The sequence below is a fragment of the Vibrio sp. V30_P3S12P165 genome, from assembly GCF_009904905.1.
GTDB classification, from domain to species: Bacteria; Pseudomonadota; Gammaproteobacteria; order Enterobacterales; family Vibrionaceae; genus Vibrio; species Vibrio fujianensis.
Map to the genome: position 1 here is coordinate 1 of NZ_WXWH01000074.1, position 15574 is coordinate 15574.

Genomic DNA, 15574 nt, shown 5'->3' on the forward strand with positions numbered 1-15574 from the left:
AGCTTCAAAGCGGAGGTGAATTCTAACGAGTTAATTTGAAGAGTCAAACACTTTTTCAAATTTTCTTTTTTAGAAGTTTTCCCTCAACTAACACTGCCTGAAGCCTTGCGGCGTCTGCCGTGTCAGTGAGGCGGCATTATAGGGAGTTTGGTTAGCTTGGCAAGTGCTTTTTAAATAAAAAATGGAAAAACACCTCAACCAGCCTAAAAAGCAACCAAAACGGCATTTTCTGATTACTTTATGAACTATAATTTAAATAAATGCATAAGCATCCGCAAACATACGCTCGTTAACCGCATGTTTATGCTGAGTAAATTGGTCTCTTGCTGCTCCTGCCATATCAAAACGGCCAGCGATATAGATATCAAAGTCAGCTAAAGATTCAAAATCCGCCATCACCGCCTGTAATACATTGCCAACTTTGCCAGACCATGCAGATGATGGCGTTTCCACTGTGGGAATAAAATCCATATTGGAATATTGACTGGCTAACTCTTGCAATTCTTCCAGCGCATAAAGCTGGCTTTCATCCTTAGCTCCCCAGTAAAGATGAATCGGCGTCGTTTGTTGGGTCGCTAAGCAATGATCTAAGATCGAACGCACGTAACTAAACCCAGTACCGCCTGCGATTAATAGTAGTGGTCGCTGGCTATCTTCTCTTACCCAGGCATCCCCATGAGGCGCATCAATAGTGATATCACTGCCCTCAGCCAATGCGGTTTCCATCTGCTGGACAACTTGCTGCGCATAAAGATTATGCTCAGCAGCACCAATATGCAGCTCGATGTTTCCTTCCAGTTGACAAGGGCTATTAGCAATTGAAAATGCCCGTTTGTCCTTTTCTCCCATTATCACCATAACATATTGTCCCGCTTTAAAATCTAATCGCTGCGCGGGCTGCAGTAAAATGCGATAAGTATGGCTCGCTAGAGGAGAAATAGACTTAACTTTACATTGCATAGTGTTGAGCTTCCTTTTTACTTGTTTTGCTCAGGCTGACGACCACAAAACAAGTTATCTATAGCCTAAAAACTAACCAGTACATAGTGAGCGAATTCATCACTGACTGGTATTCTCTATATTATGTGGCAAATTAAAATAATGACGATATCGGTTACCCAGCCACTGAGCACCCCATCGTTAACTTAAAAGTGATCTAACCCGTCTCTATACACGCGCCTAGGTCAACAGCGCATTATTTGATCGCTAATTGTGGCCAAAGTTGATCAATCTTAGCTACTAGCTGAGGATCTTTCTTAATTGGTGTCCCCCATTCACGAACCACTTCTCCTGGATATTTGTTCGTTGCATCTAAAGCAAGAGGCGATATGCCACGACCCTGATTATCCAGTTTGAACGTATCACGAGCTGGATCCATGCGAGTGGTTATCGCCCAAATGACATCATTCCAATCATGCACATTAACGTCTCCATCACAAATCACCAAAAATTTCACAACGGTAAAATATGATAAATATTGCCATACCTGTTCAAGCATTAATTTTGATTGCCCGGCTTGGGTTTTATCCATTGAGAGTAAAACGAACTGATTGTCGGCGCTTGGTGGTAAATAGATCTCGCGCAATTGGCTATGTTGCTGCTTCAATTTCAGCAAATCAGCCTCAGTGATCGGCGTCACCGGTCGAGTATTATTAAGGTTACTCGCCGACTCGACCGGCCATTTCTCAGTCGCGTCTAAGCCCATTTTTGAACCTAGACCAACCACAGGTGAAGCAAAATCCAATGAATCAATAGGGGTGTTTTCAATCATCAAACTATCTCGTACTGGCTGCATATACTGAGCCATAGCTTGAATAACTGACGACCAATCGCGCGCATCCACGGTGTGATCACAGACAATCACAAATTTGGTGTACATAAACTGACGAAGAAATGACCAGACCCCCATCATCACTCGCTTAGCATGACCTGGATATTGTTTTTTCATCGTCACTACCGCCATGCGATAAGAGCACCCTTCCGGTGGCAAATAGAAGTCAACAATTTCAGGGAACTGTTTTTGCAAAATAGGTACAAAGACTTCATTTAACGCAACACCGAGCACCGCTGGTTCATCCGGTGGCCGTCCGGTATAGGTACTATGATAAATCGCTTGTTGACGCATGGTGACATGAGTCACCGTAAAGACATGATGACGCTCAACTTCATTGTAATAACCAGTATGATCGCCATAGGGGCCTTCATCAGCGAACTCATTCGGGTCAATATAACCTTCGAGAACAATTTCAGCACTCGCGGGAACGTCTAAATCGTTACTGACGGATTTAACCACCTCAGTTTTACTACCACGTAATAAACCAGCAAAGGCATATTCAGACAAGGTGTCTGGCACGGGGGTAACTGCACCAAGAATGGTTGCCGGATCAGCACCAAAAGCCACCGAAATTGGGAACGGTTCACCAGGGTGAGTTTCCATCCAGTCCCGCAGATCAAGTGCACCGCCACGATGAGCTAACCAGCGCATAATAACCTTATTCTTGGCGATCTTCTGTTGACGATAAATTCCTAAATTTTGCCGTTTCTTGTTCGGGCCACGAGTAATGGTTAACCCCCAGGTTAACAAAGGGGCGACATCATTTGGCCAACAACTCATGACTGGGATTTTATCTAAATCAACCTTATCTCCCTGCCAAATGATTTGTTGGCAAGGCGCTTTACGTAATCGCTTAACAGGCATATTAAGCACTTGCCGAAAAACCGGTAGTTTATCTATCGCATCCTTAAACCCTCGCGGAGGTTCCGGTTCTTTAAGATAAGCGAGCAATTTACCCACTTCACGCAAATCTTGGACGCTTTCTCGCCCCATCCCCATCGCAACGCGTTCAGGTGTGCCAAATAAATTGGTTAAAACGGGCATATCGTAGCCAATAGGATTTTCGAACAGCAGCGCAGGGCCTTTCAAACGTAAGGTTCTATCACTGATCTCGGTCATTTCATAGTGAGGGTCAACCGGATGGGTAATACGTTTTAACTGACCATGCTGTTCCAGATAGTCGATAAAATCACGTAAATCCTTAAAATTCATAAGCTTTCTTGGTCGCTGGTTACCTAGAATTTAGTATAACAAAAAAGCACTTTAGTTCAGCGCTCTTTTCTATCGAATTAGAAGGTAATTTTTATTCAGCCTCCAAACTGACGTGACTGAATAAAAAAACACCACTGATTTGAGTGGTGTTTTTTTTTATCTAATAAAGCGTTATTGTCGGCGCATGGCATCAAAAAATTCATCATTGGTTTTGGTCATTGCCAACTTATCGATGAGGAATTCCATTGCATCAGTTTCGCCCATTGGATGCACGATCTTACGTAAAATCCACATTTTTTGTAACTCATCAGGCTTAGTTAATAGCTCTTCACGGCGGGTACCTGAGCGGTTAAAGTCAATTGCAGGGAAAACGCGTTTTTCAGCAATTTTACGATTAAGGTGCAGTTCCATGTTACCTGTCCCTTTAAATTCTTCGTAAATGACTTCATCCATTTTTGAGCCCGTATCAACAAGAGCGGTAGCAATAATGGTTAAGCTGCCTCCCTCTTCAACATTACGCGCGGCCCCAAAGAAACGTTTAGGACGATGCAACGCGTTGGCGTCAACACCACCGGTCAACACTTTACCAGACGAAGGAACCACCGTGTTATAAGCCCGAGCTAAACGAGTAATCGAATCGAGCAAGATGACAACATCTTTTTTGTGTTCAACCAAGCGTTTAGCTTTTTCAATGACCATATCGGCCACTTGAACGTGACGTGAAGCAGGTTCATCAAAGGTGGAAGCAACCACTTCGCCTTTTACTAAACGTTGCATTTCAGTGACTTCTTCTGGGCGTTCATCAATCAGTAATACCATCAAAACACACTCAGGATGATTGCTGGCGATACTTTGTGCGATGTTTTGCAGCAACATGGTTTTACCCGCTTTGGGTGGCGCAACGATCAAACCACGCTGCCCTTTACCAATTGGGGCGGCAAGATCAAGAACACGTGCAGTAATATCTTCCGTTGAACCATTACCACGTTCCATGATCATGCGCTCATTGGCATGCAAAGGTGTTAAGTTTTCAAAAAGAATTTTGTTGCGGGCGTTATCAGGCTTGTCGTCGTTAACCGTGTTCACTTTAAGCAGTGCAAAGTAACGTTCCCCTTCTTTAGGTGGACGAATTTTCCCAGCGATTGAGTCACCCGTTCGCAAGTTGAAACGGCGAATTTGGCTCGGTGATACATAAATATCGTCGGGGCCAGCTAAATATGAGCTGTCTGCACTGCGTAAGAAACCAAAGCCGTCTTGAAGGATTTCCAAAACACCGTCGCCAAAAATATCTTCGCCGCCTTTAGCATGAGCTTTTAAGATAGCGAAGATAATGTCTTGCTTGCGTAGACGCGCGAGGTTTTCAAGGCCTAGGCTCTCACCAAGTTTCACAAGATCAGACACAGGTCTGTTCTTCAGTTCTGTTAGATTCATTGTGGTGGATACTTGTTTAGTCAAAATAGGATCTATTTTCTAGTTAAGATGGATTTGGTCTCAGGATTGACCAAGAAGTGAACACTTGTTTAATTAACGTGCGATAAACTAGCACTAAATAACAGACTAGTCTAGAAAATGTTTTTTGCAAAATAAAACCGCACCTCATGTGCGGTTTTATACATTGCGCTAAACGTTCGCGTCCAAAAACTCTTTTAGCTGAGTTTTTGATAACGCACCGACTTTCGTCGCCGCCACACTGCCATCTTTAAATAGCAGCAGTGTTGGAATTCCACGGATACCAAATTTCGGCGGTGTCCCGGCATTGTGGTCGATATTTAATTTACCGATAGTGAGTTTGCCTTCATATTCGTCTGCGATTTCATCCAGAATTGGGGCGATCATTTTGCAAGGACCACACCATTCTGCCCAAAAATCAACCAGAACAGGGCCTGCAGCTTTGATCACATCGTTCTCAAAACTTTCATCAGAAAGCTGCAAAATTTTATCACTCATCTTCCACTCCAATGTGTTTTTTCTGAACTGGTTGCATACTAACCAGTAATTAGATGCTCTATTGGAATGTATTTACTTCCGTATTGCAAGTGTAAGCTGATATTCTATAGCAATGAAAAAGACACACATCACAGAGCAAAAGTTCGCCGACTTCGGTTTACACCCGCAAGTCATTGAAGGATTGGATAAAAAAGGGTTTGAATATTGCACCCCGATCCAAGCCTTGGCGTTGCCGGTCCTGCTCACCGGCCAAGACATTGCAGGCCAGGCCCAAACGGGCACTGGTAAAACCCTTGCGTTTCTTACTGCGACCTTTAATCACTTACTAACAACCCCTGAAGCGGAAGGACGAAAACCTAACCAGCCTCGGGCAATCATCATGGCCCCGACGCGTGAATTAGCGATTCAGATTTATCATGATGCAGAATCACTGATTGCCACCACGGGTATAAAAACCGCGCTAGCCTATGGTGGTGAAAGCTACGATAAGCAACTGACTAAAATTCAGCAAGGCGTCGATGTATTAATCGGTACCACTGGACGTATCATCGATTTCTATAAACAAAAAGCGTTCAACCTTAACCATATTCAAGCCGTCGTGTTGGACGAAGCCGATCGCATGTTTGATTTAGGCTTTATTAAAGATATCCGTTTCTTGTTCCGTCGCATGCCTGAACCGAAAGAACGCCTCAATATGCTCTTTTCTGCGACATTATCTTATCGCGTGCAAGAATTGGCCTTTGAACACATGCATAACCCTGAACATGTGGTCGTGGAAGCGACGCAAAAAACCGGTCACCGCATTAAAGAAGAGCTGTTCTACCCTTCAAATGAACATAAAATGGCACTTTTACAAACCATTATTGAAGAAGAATGGCCAGATAAAGCGATTGTTTTTGCTAATACGAAGCATCGCTGTGAACAAGTTTGGGGAAGTTTAGCCGCTGACGGACATCGTGTAGGGCTACTGACTGGTGATGTACCGCAGAAAAAACGTGAACGTATCTTAGAACAATTTACCCAAGGTGAATTGGATATTTTAGTGGCGACCGATGTCGCGGCTCGTGGCTTGCATATTCCCTTAGTCACGCATGTTTTTAACTATGATTTACCTGACGATAGCGAAGATTATGTCCACCGTATTGGCCGGACTGGTCGAGCGGGGGAAAGTGGTTCTTCGATCAGTTTTGCTTGTGAAGAGTACGCCGTCAATTTACCTGCGATTGAAGAGTATATTGAGCATAGCATCCCTGTATCTGAATATGATGCCAGCGCGCTGTTGACCGATTTACCCAAGCCGTTAACACTGCGTTCGTCACAACAGCGTCGTACCAATACTGCGGGTTCACGTTCAGGAAACCGAAAGCCTCAGCGTCGTCCACGAGCACCACGTCCAAAAAAGGATTCGTAACTAACCGATGAGTCAAAGTACTTCTTCACCATTGTATGCAGCTATCGATCTCGGATCAAACAGCTTTCATATGCTGGTTGTACGCCATATTGATGGCAGCGTACAAACGATGGCCAAAATTAAACGTAAAGTACGTTTAGCGGCAGGCTTGGATGAACATAATGTTCTCAGTCAGGATGCCATGCAGCGTGGCTGGGATTGTCTGAGCTTGTTTGCGGAACGATTACAAGACATTCCGGCGCAGCACATTCGTATCGTCGGTACTGCAACGTTACGTACCGCAACCAATGCAGAACAGTTCTTAGTCAAGGCGAATGCCATTTTAGGTCATCCCATCGAGGTCATTTCTGGTGAAGAAGAGGCGGCAACCATATACAAAGGCGTCGCACACACATCTGGTGGTGTGGGTCGTCGTTTGGTGGTTGATATTGGCGGAGCGAGTACAGAACTGATTATCGGTGAAGGGTTTGAAGCAAAAGCCTTAACCAGCCTGAAAATGGGTTGTGTGACTTGGTTGGAGCGTCATTTTAAAGATCGTCAACTGACGGCGATAAACTTTGACCATGCCATTCAAGCGGCCAAGCAGATGATGACTCCCATCTTAGAGGTCTATCGCCAATTGGGTTGGAATGTCTGCGTTGGGGCAAGTGGTACCGTGCAAGCGCTACAAGAAATCATGTTGGCTCAAGGCATGGATGAGGTCATTACGTTAGCGAAACTCCAACGTTTACAAAAACAGGCCATGTTAGCGGATCATCTTGAAGAGCTTGAAATAGAAGGCTTAACGCTTGAGAGGGCTTTAGTTTTCCCCAGTGGCTTGTCTATTTTAATTGCGATTTTTGAATCCTTAGACATTGAAGCAATGACATTAGCGGGTGGAGCACTACGTGAGGGGCTGGTCTACGAAATGGTGCAAGATCTCCGGCAAGAAGATATTCGCGCGCGCACAATTGCCAGTGTACAGAGCCGCTATCAAATCGATCAACATTATGCTGATCAAGTCGCTTCACTGGCTAGTCGGCTTTATCAGCAATGTGGTTCTGAACAATGGATTCCAGAGCCTCAAGCCGAGATGTTGTTACGCTCTGCTGCTCAGTTACATGAAATTGGTCTGGCCATTGATTTCAAAAAAGGCGGCGAACACAGTGCTTATCTACTGAAAAATTTAGACTTGCCAGGCTATACTCGTGCCCAAAAACACTATTTGGCAGAGCTAACCCGTCGTTATCGAGAGACTCTCTCTTCACTGCCCGAACAGCATGCGTTGTCTGCTACCAGTGCAAAACGTGTCTTACGTTTGTTGCGCCTTGCGATTTTGCTAAGCCATCGACGCAATCCAGCCTTAGAGCCGAAATTCGCTTTATGTGCCGATGAAGATAAGTTGACGCTAACTCTCGATGGGCAATGGTTACGTGATAATCCGCTCACTCATGCAGAACTGGAGTTGGAAGCTAACCGACAAACGGATATTGGCTGGCCACTCGCCATTGTAACCCACTCGCCATTGTAACCAAGTAACGCCCATCCAGCCCTTGCTATGCCAAGGGCTTATTCTCCTACTTGATTAAGCAAAGCCCTTAATTTGAGTGGTTTAACTGGTTTGGCCATAAAACTGAATCCGTTAGACTCTATTCCCTCCAGAATATCCGGATTACGATCAGCACTGATAATCACACCGAGAAACCCCTCTCCTAGTCGTAAACGGCATTGCTGTAATACTTCTAATCCTGTTCGACCGTTGTCGAGTCGGTAATCTGATAGAATGACATCCGGAATCCATTGATCATCGAGTGTTTTTAAACTAGATAACAGATCGGTAGACGTTTTTACCTCACAACCCCAGCGCTCAAGCAGATCACGCATCCCAATCAAAATATCGGCCTCATTATCCACACATAAAACCCGTAAATAACTCAGCTCAGAAACTGGGCTGCCCCCCAGCGAAGAAGGGATTATCTGCTCCGCTACACTCGCCCGCGCTAAGGTGATGGAAAAAACACTTCCTTTCTCCGGCCAAGAGCGCATGGAAATTTCATGACCCAATGCTTGGGCGATCCCTTTTGATATCGCCAATCCTAACCCTAACCCTTGATCGGAACGAATTTGTCCGCCTCGATTAAACTCTTCAAAAATCTCTTGCTGTTTATCTTCTTCAATCCCGATGCCGTTATCCCAAACATCAATGCGCACCTTGCCTTGCCTGCGCCTCACACCGAGTACCACTCGTCCTTTGGGATTATACCGAAACGCATTAGTTAAGAAGTTCTGAACAACTCGACGCAATAACTTGGGATCTGAACGCACATACAGTGATGAGGGAACCATATGAAATTCAATCGCTTGTTGCTTCGCTAACGCACTAAATTCGGCATCTAAATTCGTGAAAACATCCTTAATAGCGAAACTTTGCAGCTGAATATCTAATTTCCCCGATTCCAAACGAGAAATATCCAATAAATCACCAATCAAATCCTCAGCGGCACTTAATGCACTTTCAATATGATGAGCAAGCCGCTTCGACTCTTCTTCCTTCGCCACCTCAGATAAAGACGAGGCAAAGAGACGCGCAGCATTCAAGGGCTGCATGAGATCATGGCTGACTGCGGCTAAAAAACGAGATTTCGATTGAGACTCTCGTTCGGAGCGTTGCGTTGCTAATACCAACTGCTTGTTGAGTTTCTCTAGCTCACGCGTTCGCTCTAGCACTCGTTCTTCCAAATGCTCATTGGCTTCTTGTAAACTGCGTTCCACATTGCGAAAAACCGTAATATCGGTAAAGCTCATGACAAACCCGCCTCCCGGCATTGGGTTGCCTTGTACTTCAATCACCCGACCATCGGGACGCATCCGTGATGAGGTATGTCGTGAACCTTGTTCTAAATAGTAAACTCGCTTACGCACATGTTCTTCAGGATCACCCGGTCCACATAGCCCTTTTTCGGCATTATGGCGAATAATATCGGCAATCGGTCGCCCGACCTGAATCAGTCCTGCCGGAAAATCAAATAGTTCTAGATAACGCTGATTCCATGCCACTAGCCTTAACTGCTTATCAACGACCGCAATCCCTTGGCCGATATGCTCAATCGCACCTTGCAGTAATCCTCGGCTAAAGTCATACAGTTCAGAGGCCTCATCGACAATCGTCGCCACTTCTTCAAGCTGCATTTTCCGCCCTTGCAAGGCTGAGGTGAGTACTAACTTCGCCGATGAGGCTCCAAAAACACCTGCTAGCACTCGCTCAGTATGACGAATTAATCCAGAAGAGGCTTGCTGATTTGGCAGCAAGGTTTCTTGCTGTTGATGCCAATATTGCCCGAAGGCACTCCGTACCCTTGGTCGCCCGACAAAACGGGACGCTAACATTTCTAATTCAGCCACCGTTACCCGACTTTGATACAAACTCATATTCTCATTTTCAGGTAACGGCGTCCCAATAAAAGAGGCCGATTGCAAACGTTCACTCAAGCTAGAATGGGTAAAAAGCGACACCACCACATAGCACAACGCATTTAAACTGACACTCAATAGCATTCCCCAATCAATAGGACTCATACCAGCCGCCATTAAAGATTGAGGGGGTGTGATCACCCAAAGTAAAATATTACTGTCAGCATCTCCGGCCAGCATCTGAGTCGCGGTCATCAAGGTAATTAACCACAGTATGAATCCAACGGCTAAGCCAACATAAACGCCTTTACGATTGCCTTCCCGCCAATACATCCCTCCCAATAAGGCGGGGGCAAATTGGGTAATTGCAGAAAAAGAGAGAAAGCCAATCGCGGAAAGAGACGGAATACTATCCAGTGCAAGATAAAATCCCCATGCTCCCATCAACAATAACAAAATCAAGGTACGACGAATAATCACCAACAAGCCCGAAAAATGGCGATGGTTGCGATGTGTTAATCGCATACGACGCAGTAACAACGGCATCACCAAATCATTGGATACCATAATGGCAAGAGCAATGGTTGAAACAATCACCATACCAGAGGCAGCAGAGGTTCCCCCTAAAAAGGCCAACAATGCGATCTGCTCTGCGCCAACCTGCATGGGAATGCTCAACACTAAGGTATCTGGAGAGCCATTCGGTAACAAAATTTGTCCCACCCAAGCAATTGGCAGAACAAACACGCCCATTAATAAAAGATAAAGTGGAAACAACCAGCGAGCGGTGTGCAGATCTTGGGCTCGTTCATTTTCGACAATCATGGTATGAAATTGCCGAGGCAAACAAATAATGGCTAGCATCGTCAAAACAGTATGAACTAGGAGTGTCGGCCAATTGGGTGCTTGATAGGTTTGTTGCACATGACTTAGAAAATCAATGTCTTGCTTGCCAAAAATAAGCAAAACAATAAACACGCCTACCACTAAAAATGCGAATAGCTTAACGAGTGACTCAAAGGCGATCGCCATCATCATGCCACGGTGATGCTCCGTGTTATCGATATGTCGCGTGCCAAATAGCATGGTAAACAGCGCCAAAGCCAAGACCACAAACCAAGAGACATGATTGTCTTGATAGCCCAGTTCTGCATATAAATCAGGGGCAACCACATTAAGCCCCATGGTGATCCCACGCAGTTGCAACGCGATATAAGGTAAAATTCCTGCTACCGCAATCAAGGTAATGGCTACTGCTAACCCTTGCGATTTGCCATACCGCGCGCCAATAAAATCGGCGATAGAGGTAATGTGTTCTCGCTTAGCGATTAAGATCAACCGAGCTAGCATTCGCCAACCGAATAAGAAAACCAATATTGGCGCGAGATAAATGGGGAGAAAAGACCAAGGATTCTCACTGGCTTGGCCGACTGTTCCATAGAATGTCCAAGAGGTGCAATAAACAGCAATCGATAAACTATAAATCCAAGGCCGCCACTGAGCTAACCACTTAGCTTGCCTATCGCCATACCACGCGATTAAAAACAGTACGCCTAAATAAACCAGCGAAACTGGAATAACTAACCATCCTTGCATTATTTATCCTTGGGTAGTCGCCCCGATTGATAAGGAGGCTATTTTCTCAACTAGGAGGATTTAAGCGTCGACCACCATCACTTTAGAAAGTATGAGAAATGTCGTTTCTTTAGTTTAAGTTATAACCGAAAAAATGAATCCTCCGCAATACTTCGAACCAAGCATCACGGAGGATTGCGCTCTAAATCCAATAACATGAATATAAACGAGCGATTATGTCGATTAAAATTAACGTTTACGGTAGCGAACTAAACCAGCCAGGAACATGCCTCCTAAATAGAACAGTCCCATACTTCCACCTGAACTGGATGACAACTCCGGTTCGATTGGGGTCTTGCTCTTCACTTTCTGAGCAAATACATCAAACTCAGCGGCTGAGACAAAATCACCTACGCCCGATAACGCCTCAAATTTCAGATATTTCGCTTGATGTGGCGAAAATTGTAATTTTTGCACGCCATCACGCTGCTCAAAAGTACCTACCGACACTTCGGTGAAGTTCTGACCATCTTCAGACAAAGAGAGACGATAATCACCAATCGCGCCGTTTCCCGCACCAGGCCGTGCAACATAGCTAAAGCCACTGACCATAAAATCAGCGTTCAGATCGATGACAAAATGTTGCGGCGCTTTTTCTGAATCGTGTTCAGGAAACCATGGTGAATGATAAATACTATTCAAATCACCATCGAAAGCTTTTTCGATTTCAGAACCAGATTGCGCTTTAGGTTTTTCAATAAAGCGAATCGCCGTCCGATCAAACTCATTAAAGGTTGCTGTTTCTGGGCCGGTTAATTTTAAATTAGCCCAGTTGACACAATCTCCCGTCACGTCGTGATCGATATCATCAGCACGTAAAATAACCTGTTTGATGTTATACAAATCCAAATCCGGTTTCACTACCGCTGGGCCTTCTAGATCATATTCCCATACTTTAACACCGTCGGCGTAAACGCTCGCTTTAACTTTGTTGCCTTCAATTTTACAGCTGTCATCAATGCCGACATCCGCGGTTAAGCGCGTCCAAGTCCCATCCAGGCTAAAACTGACGTTTGCTGGTGCTTGCATACCAATACCGGACTGAAAATTCAATCCATTCATCTGCATTTCACTGCCCGTGACCGATGAGCCCACTTTGACCTCTCCTTCGATCGAGAGTTGCTCTTCGGTGAGTTCAATCGTTTGGGTTGGTGTGCGCTTTTTCGTTGCAATAATGTCAAACTCTCTTGCACTAACAAAGCCACCTGACGCTGCAACCACTTCAAATCGTAAATAACTCGCTTCAGTTTCTGAAAAATCCGCTATTTTTAACGCCTTTGTTTGTGGCCAAGTTCCTTCAGCAATAGGCTCTCCCCAGTTGCCATTCGTCGTCGATAGATAAAGACGGTATTGAGTAATGGTTCCATTACCTGCCAATTCGTCGGGTAAATAGGTAAAACCGGAAACGTTAAACGTGCCACCTAATTGAACAATAAAATCCATCGGAGCTTGTTCGGATGGTTCTGTCGGCTCCCATGGTGAGTGGTATAAGCTCGCCACATCACCATCTAATGCATTCACAAAAGGTGTTCCCGGTTCAGCTGGCATTGGTTTAACAATCTTGAGCAAACTTTTATCAAATTCCGTATGGTAGTTAGGCTGTGGATACGGTAGCGTTTCTGGCCATATTGCCGCTTCATCAATATCAAGCGTGACTTGCTGTTGCTCATGTACAGACTGTTTAGCAAGTTTAATATGCACTACACCATTTTTATCCGATGGGTCAAAGAACCACCCTTCAGCCACTTGTGCAAAGTCCTCTTGAGTCTGTTGTTGATTCAACACGAGGTGATTATGTTTAACTAACTGCGGAGCAATCAATGAACTCACTTGAAGGTGATAGCTTCGCTGATTAATTTGCCCATCATAAGGATGATGTATAACAGCCGGATCAATCGTGATCGTAATATCACCCGCAGTACCTATCTGAGGAGCTTGCACGCGAATCTGTGTTTCTGCGTAAGCATTCTGCTCTCGGTAAGCGCGAGTTTCGCCATCATCTTCATACAGAGTAAATTGGCTTTCACCGTGTGGGAAAACCTGCATGATCAAATGTGATTGATCTTGTAGTGCATCAGAACGCGCGCCTTGATACATCGGGATAATCGCACCAGCTCGAACTAACACAGGGATTCGATCAATCGTAACGGGATAGTATTCCAACACTTTTCCCCCATCTGGAACAGAGGTACGAGTCCCATCCCAGAAGTCTATCCATTCGCCTGCGGGTAAATAGAGTTGTTTATACCAACCATTGTTTTTTGCCATTGGCTCGTACACCGGAGCAACCAATAAAGACTCACCGTACATATATTGATATTTAAACGCTTCACTTTTCAAACGTGCATCATCAGGAAACTCCCAAGTCATGGCTCGAACGAGGGGCGCTCCCGATTGATCGGCTTGATAAGCATAATGATACATATAGGGCATAAGGGCAGACTTCAACATCAAATAATCCCGATTGATATCCCGATATGATTTGCCATTAAAATCACCATCATGCCACCAAGCATGCTTACGCTCTCCACGATCCCAACCTGACATAGAAATCAATACCGGAGTGAACGTTTTAAATTGGAGATCACGAGTAAAGGTTTCGGCACCCGAACCAAAAATACCATTAACATCTGAAGAGGCATAAGCTTGTCCCGATAATCCAGAACCGATAAATGTTGGAATATGCCAGCGTATATAATCCCAACTTGCCGCTTGATCGCCTGTCCAAGTGACACCATAGCGCTGTGTTCCTGCCCATCCCATGACCGTCCAAATCATGCCGCGCGTTGTTGAGTTTTCCATCAACCCTACATGAGCATCATGATTAGCGGCCAATGAATAAAGCTTTCCAGGGCCTGTCCAAGCAACATCCAATTTATACACTTTTACGCCATCACTCACTTCTTGACGAATTTGATCGAGCGATTTTTGTGTCCACAACCCGGTTTGGATTCCTAGCTGATCTAGCTCATTCACCGTACCCGCTAGATCAGAATATCCACACCCATAACCATCATTCGGTAAAATCCAACCCACCGGCATGTCGTGGTTTTTATAAGGTATTGCGACTTGATCCACCACATCTCTTGTATTTCCTGGCGAATCAGGCCAACCGGAAGGGTAAGCACCATTTTTATTTTGATAACAATCCGCATCGCCCAAATAATAAGCCCAGCGAGCCATCAAATGTGGACGTCCAGTTAATTTTGTATAGTGATCAACCAGCTCATGAGGTGTCTCCCCAACAAAATAGTAGGCATCAAAACGGTTTTCATTATAAGAAGATACCGCTTGATCAATATTGCGGAAATCATGTGCACCGTTGCGCCAAGTATGGCGTAATACCCCATATCCTTTATCTGAGAGATAAAAAGGAGCAGGACTTGGACGATCAAATTCTTCCCAGCCACCGGAATAGGAGGCTTTGAGAATTTTGCCATTAAATTCAAACTCTCCGTTTTGCTGCCCTCCACCGTAAAAATGTTCATCCTCACTGCTGGATAACGTTTGTACCGTTTTCACACTGCTGTTATAAAACTTGAGTTCACTTTGGTCAAAACCATCCACCGAAGCACCTAGATCGATCGGCTGCAATTCTCTCCACAGCAGGGTTGTATTATCGGATTTGTATAAAGCAAAGGTTAACGGCGCATGGTAAACACGTAACGCAAGAGCATCAGTTGTGATGAGATGGTATTCGCCTTGTTGTGAAACATTGATCGCGACATCACCTTGTTGGTCATTAATAACAATGTTAGGCAACGCCTCTGCATTAAAATCACTGCTATCACATTTAAAATTACCACACTGATCGTTGACTGCATCCGTTTTGACATCAGTAAAAATATCATTATGACTGGCTTGTAAACGAAACACGTGACTATTAATAAAATCAATTTTTACATGTTGATTATCAATGGTCTGCAAAAAAACAGATTGTCCATCCTGCGTGATGCTATCTAGATTAAGATGACCAAGTGGCTCGGCTAAGGCATTAACCGACCACGATGAATATATTGCTGCTGTTAATAATATGGGTATCACTTTCAGACGAAAAGCCAAAGGCTTCGTTTTATTTCTATTCATAGTAAAACCTTATTTATTATGGATTAAACCTTAATAATACAGCCAATAAAAAGAAATCA

Annotated in this window: 8 protein-coding genes; 2 read left to right on the forward strand and 6 right to left on the reverse strand. The window is 44.6% G+C overall.

What is annotated here, in order from left to right; genetic code table 11:
• Positions 1-252: 252 nt before the first annotated feature.
• From fre to trxA, 4 genes are all read right to left on the reverse strand, one after another.
• On the reverse strand, positions 253-960 hold the full coding sequence (gene fre, locus CAG57_RS13895) for an NAD(P)H-flavin reductase (RefSeq protein WP_161427113.1): 708 nt from the start codon (positions 958-960) through the stop codon (positions 253-255).
• 235 nt (positions 961-1195) lie between these two features.
• Positions 1196-3046 (reverse strand): 4-hydroxy-3-polyprenylbenzoate decarboxylase, encoded by a 1851-nt coding sequence (gene ubiD, locus CAG57_RS13900; RefSeq protein ID WP_161427114.1) that lies wholly within the window; start codon positions 3044-3046, stop codon positions 1196-1198.
• Between the two features lie 171 nt (positions 3047-3217).
• On the reverse strand, positions 3218-4477 hold the full coding sequence (gene rho / locus CAG57_RS13905) for a transcription termination factor Rho (RefSeq protein WP_099610693.1): 1260 nt from the start codon (positions 4475-4477) through the stop codon (positions 3218-3220).
• A 189-nt stretch (positions 4478-4666) separates the two neighbouring features.
• The gene (trxA, locus tag CAG57_RS13910; RefSeq protein WP_099610694.1) at positions 4667-4993 is read right to left on the reverse strand and encodes a thioredoxin TrxA; all 327 of its coding nucleotides are present in this window, start codon (positions 4991-4993) and stop codon (positions 4667-4669) included.
• Between the two features lie 112 nt (positions 4994-5105).
• Between trxA and rhlB the strand changes: the two genes are divergently transcribed.
• Both rhlB and gppA read left to right on the forward strand, forming a co-directional pair.
• Entirely contained in the window at positions 5106-6404 is a 1299-nt protein-coding gene (rhlB, locus tag CAG57_RS13915; RefSeq protein ID WP_099610695.1) for an ATP-dependent RNA helicase RhlB, read from the forward strand.
• Between the two features lie 7 nt (positions 6405-6411).
• On the forward strand, positions 6412-7914 hold the full coding sequence (gene gppA, locus CAG57_RS13920) for a guanosine-5'-triphosphate,3'-diphosphate diphosphatase (protein ID WP_161427115.1): 1503 nt from the start codon (positions 6412-6414) through the stop codon (positions 7912-7914).
• Positions 7915-7952: 38 nt separating this feature from the next.
• On the opposite strand, the gene CAG57_RS13925 is transcribed toward gppA, so the two are convergent.
• Positions 7953-11390, reverse strand: a complete 3438-nt coding sequence (locus tag CAG57_RS13925) for a hybrid sensor histidine kinase/response regulator (RefSeq protein ID WP_161427116.1) — start codon at positions 11388-11390, stop codon at positions 7953-7955.
• A gap of 228 nt (positions 11391-11618) precedes the next feature.
• Entirely contained in the window at positions 11619-15515 is a 3897-nt protein-coding gene (locus tag CAG57_RS13930) for a discoidin domain-containing protein (protein ID WP_161427117.1), read from the reverse strand.
• Between the last annotated feature and the right edge of the window lie 59 nt (positions 15516-15574).

Bases quoted from the DNA above. Each gene is read 5' to 3' on its own strand.
- CAG57_RS13930 (WP_161427117.1), bottom strand. From the start codon at position 15,515: ATGAATAGAAATAAAACGAAGCCTTTGGCTTTTCGTCTGAAAGTGATA.
- ubiD (WP_161427114.1), bottom strand. From the start codon at position 3,046: ATGAATTTTAAGGATTTACGTGATTTTATCGACTATCTGGAACAGCAT.
- rhlB (WP_099610695.1), top strand. From the start codon at position 5,106: ATGAAAAAGACACACATCACAGAGCAAAAGTTCGCCGACTTCGGTTTA.
- trxA (WP_099610694.1), bottom strand. From the start codon at position 4,993: ATGAGTGATAAAATTTTGCAGCTTTCTGATGAAAGTTTTGAGAACGAT.
- rho (WP_099610693.1), bottom strand. From the start codon at position 4,477: ATGAATCTAACAGAACTGAAGAACAGACCTGTGTCTGATCTTGTGAAA.
- fre (WP_161427113.1), bottom strand. From the start codon at position 960: ATGCAATGTAAAGTTAAGTCTATTTCTCCTCTAGCGAGCCATACTTAT.
- CAG57_RS13925 (WP_161427116.1), bottom strand. From the start codon at position 11,390: ATGCAAGGATGGTTAGTTATTCCAGTTTCGCTGGTTTATTTAGGCGTA.
- gppA (WP_161427115.1), top strand. From the start codon at position 6,412: ATGAGTCAAAGTACTTCTTCACCATTGTATGCAGCTATCGATCTCGGA.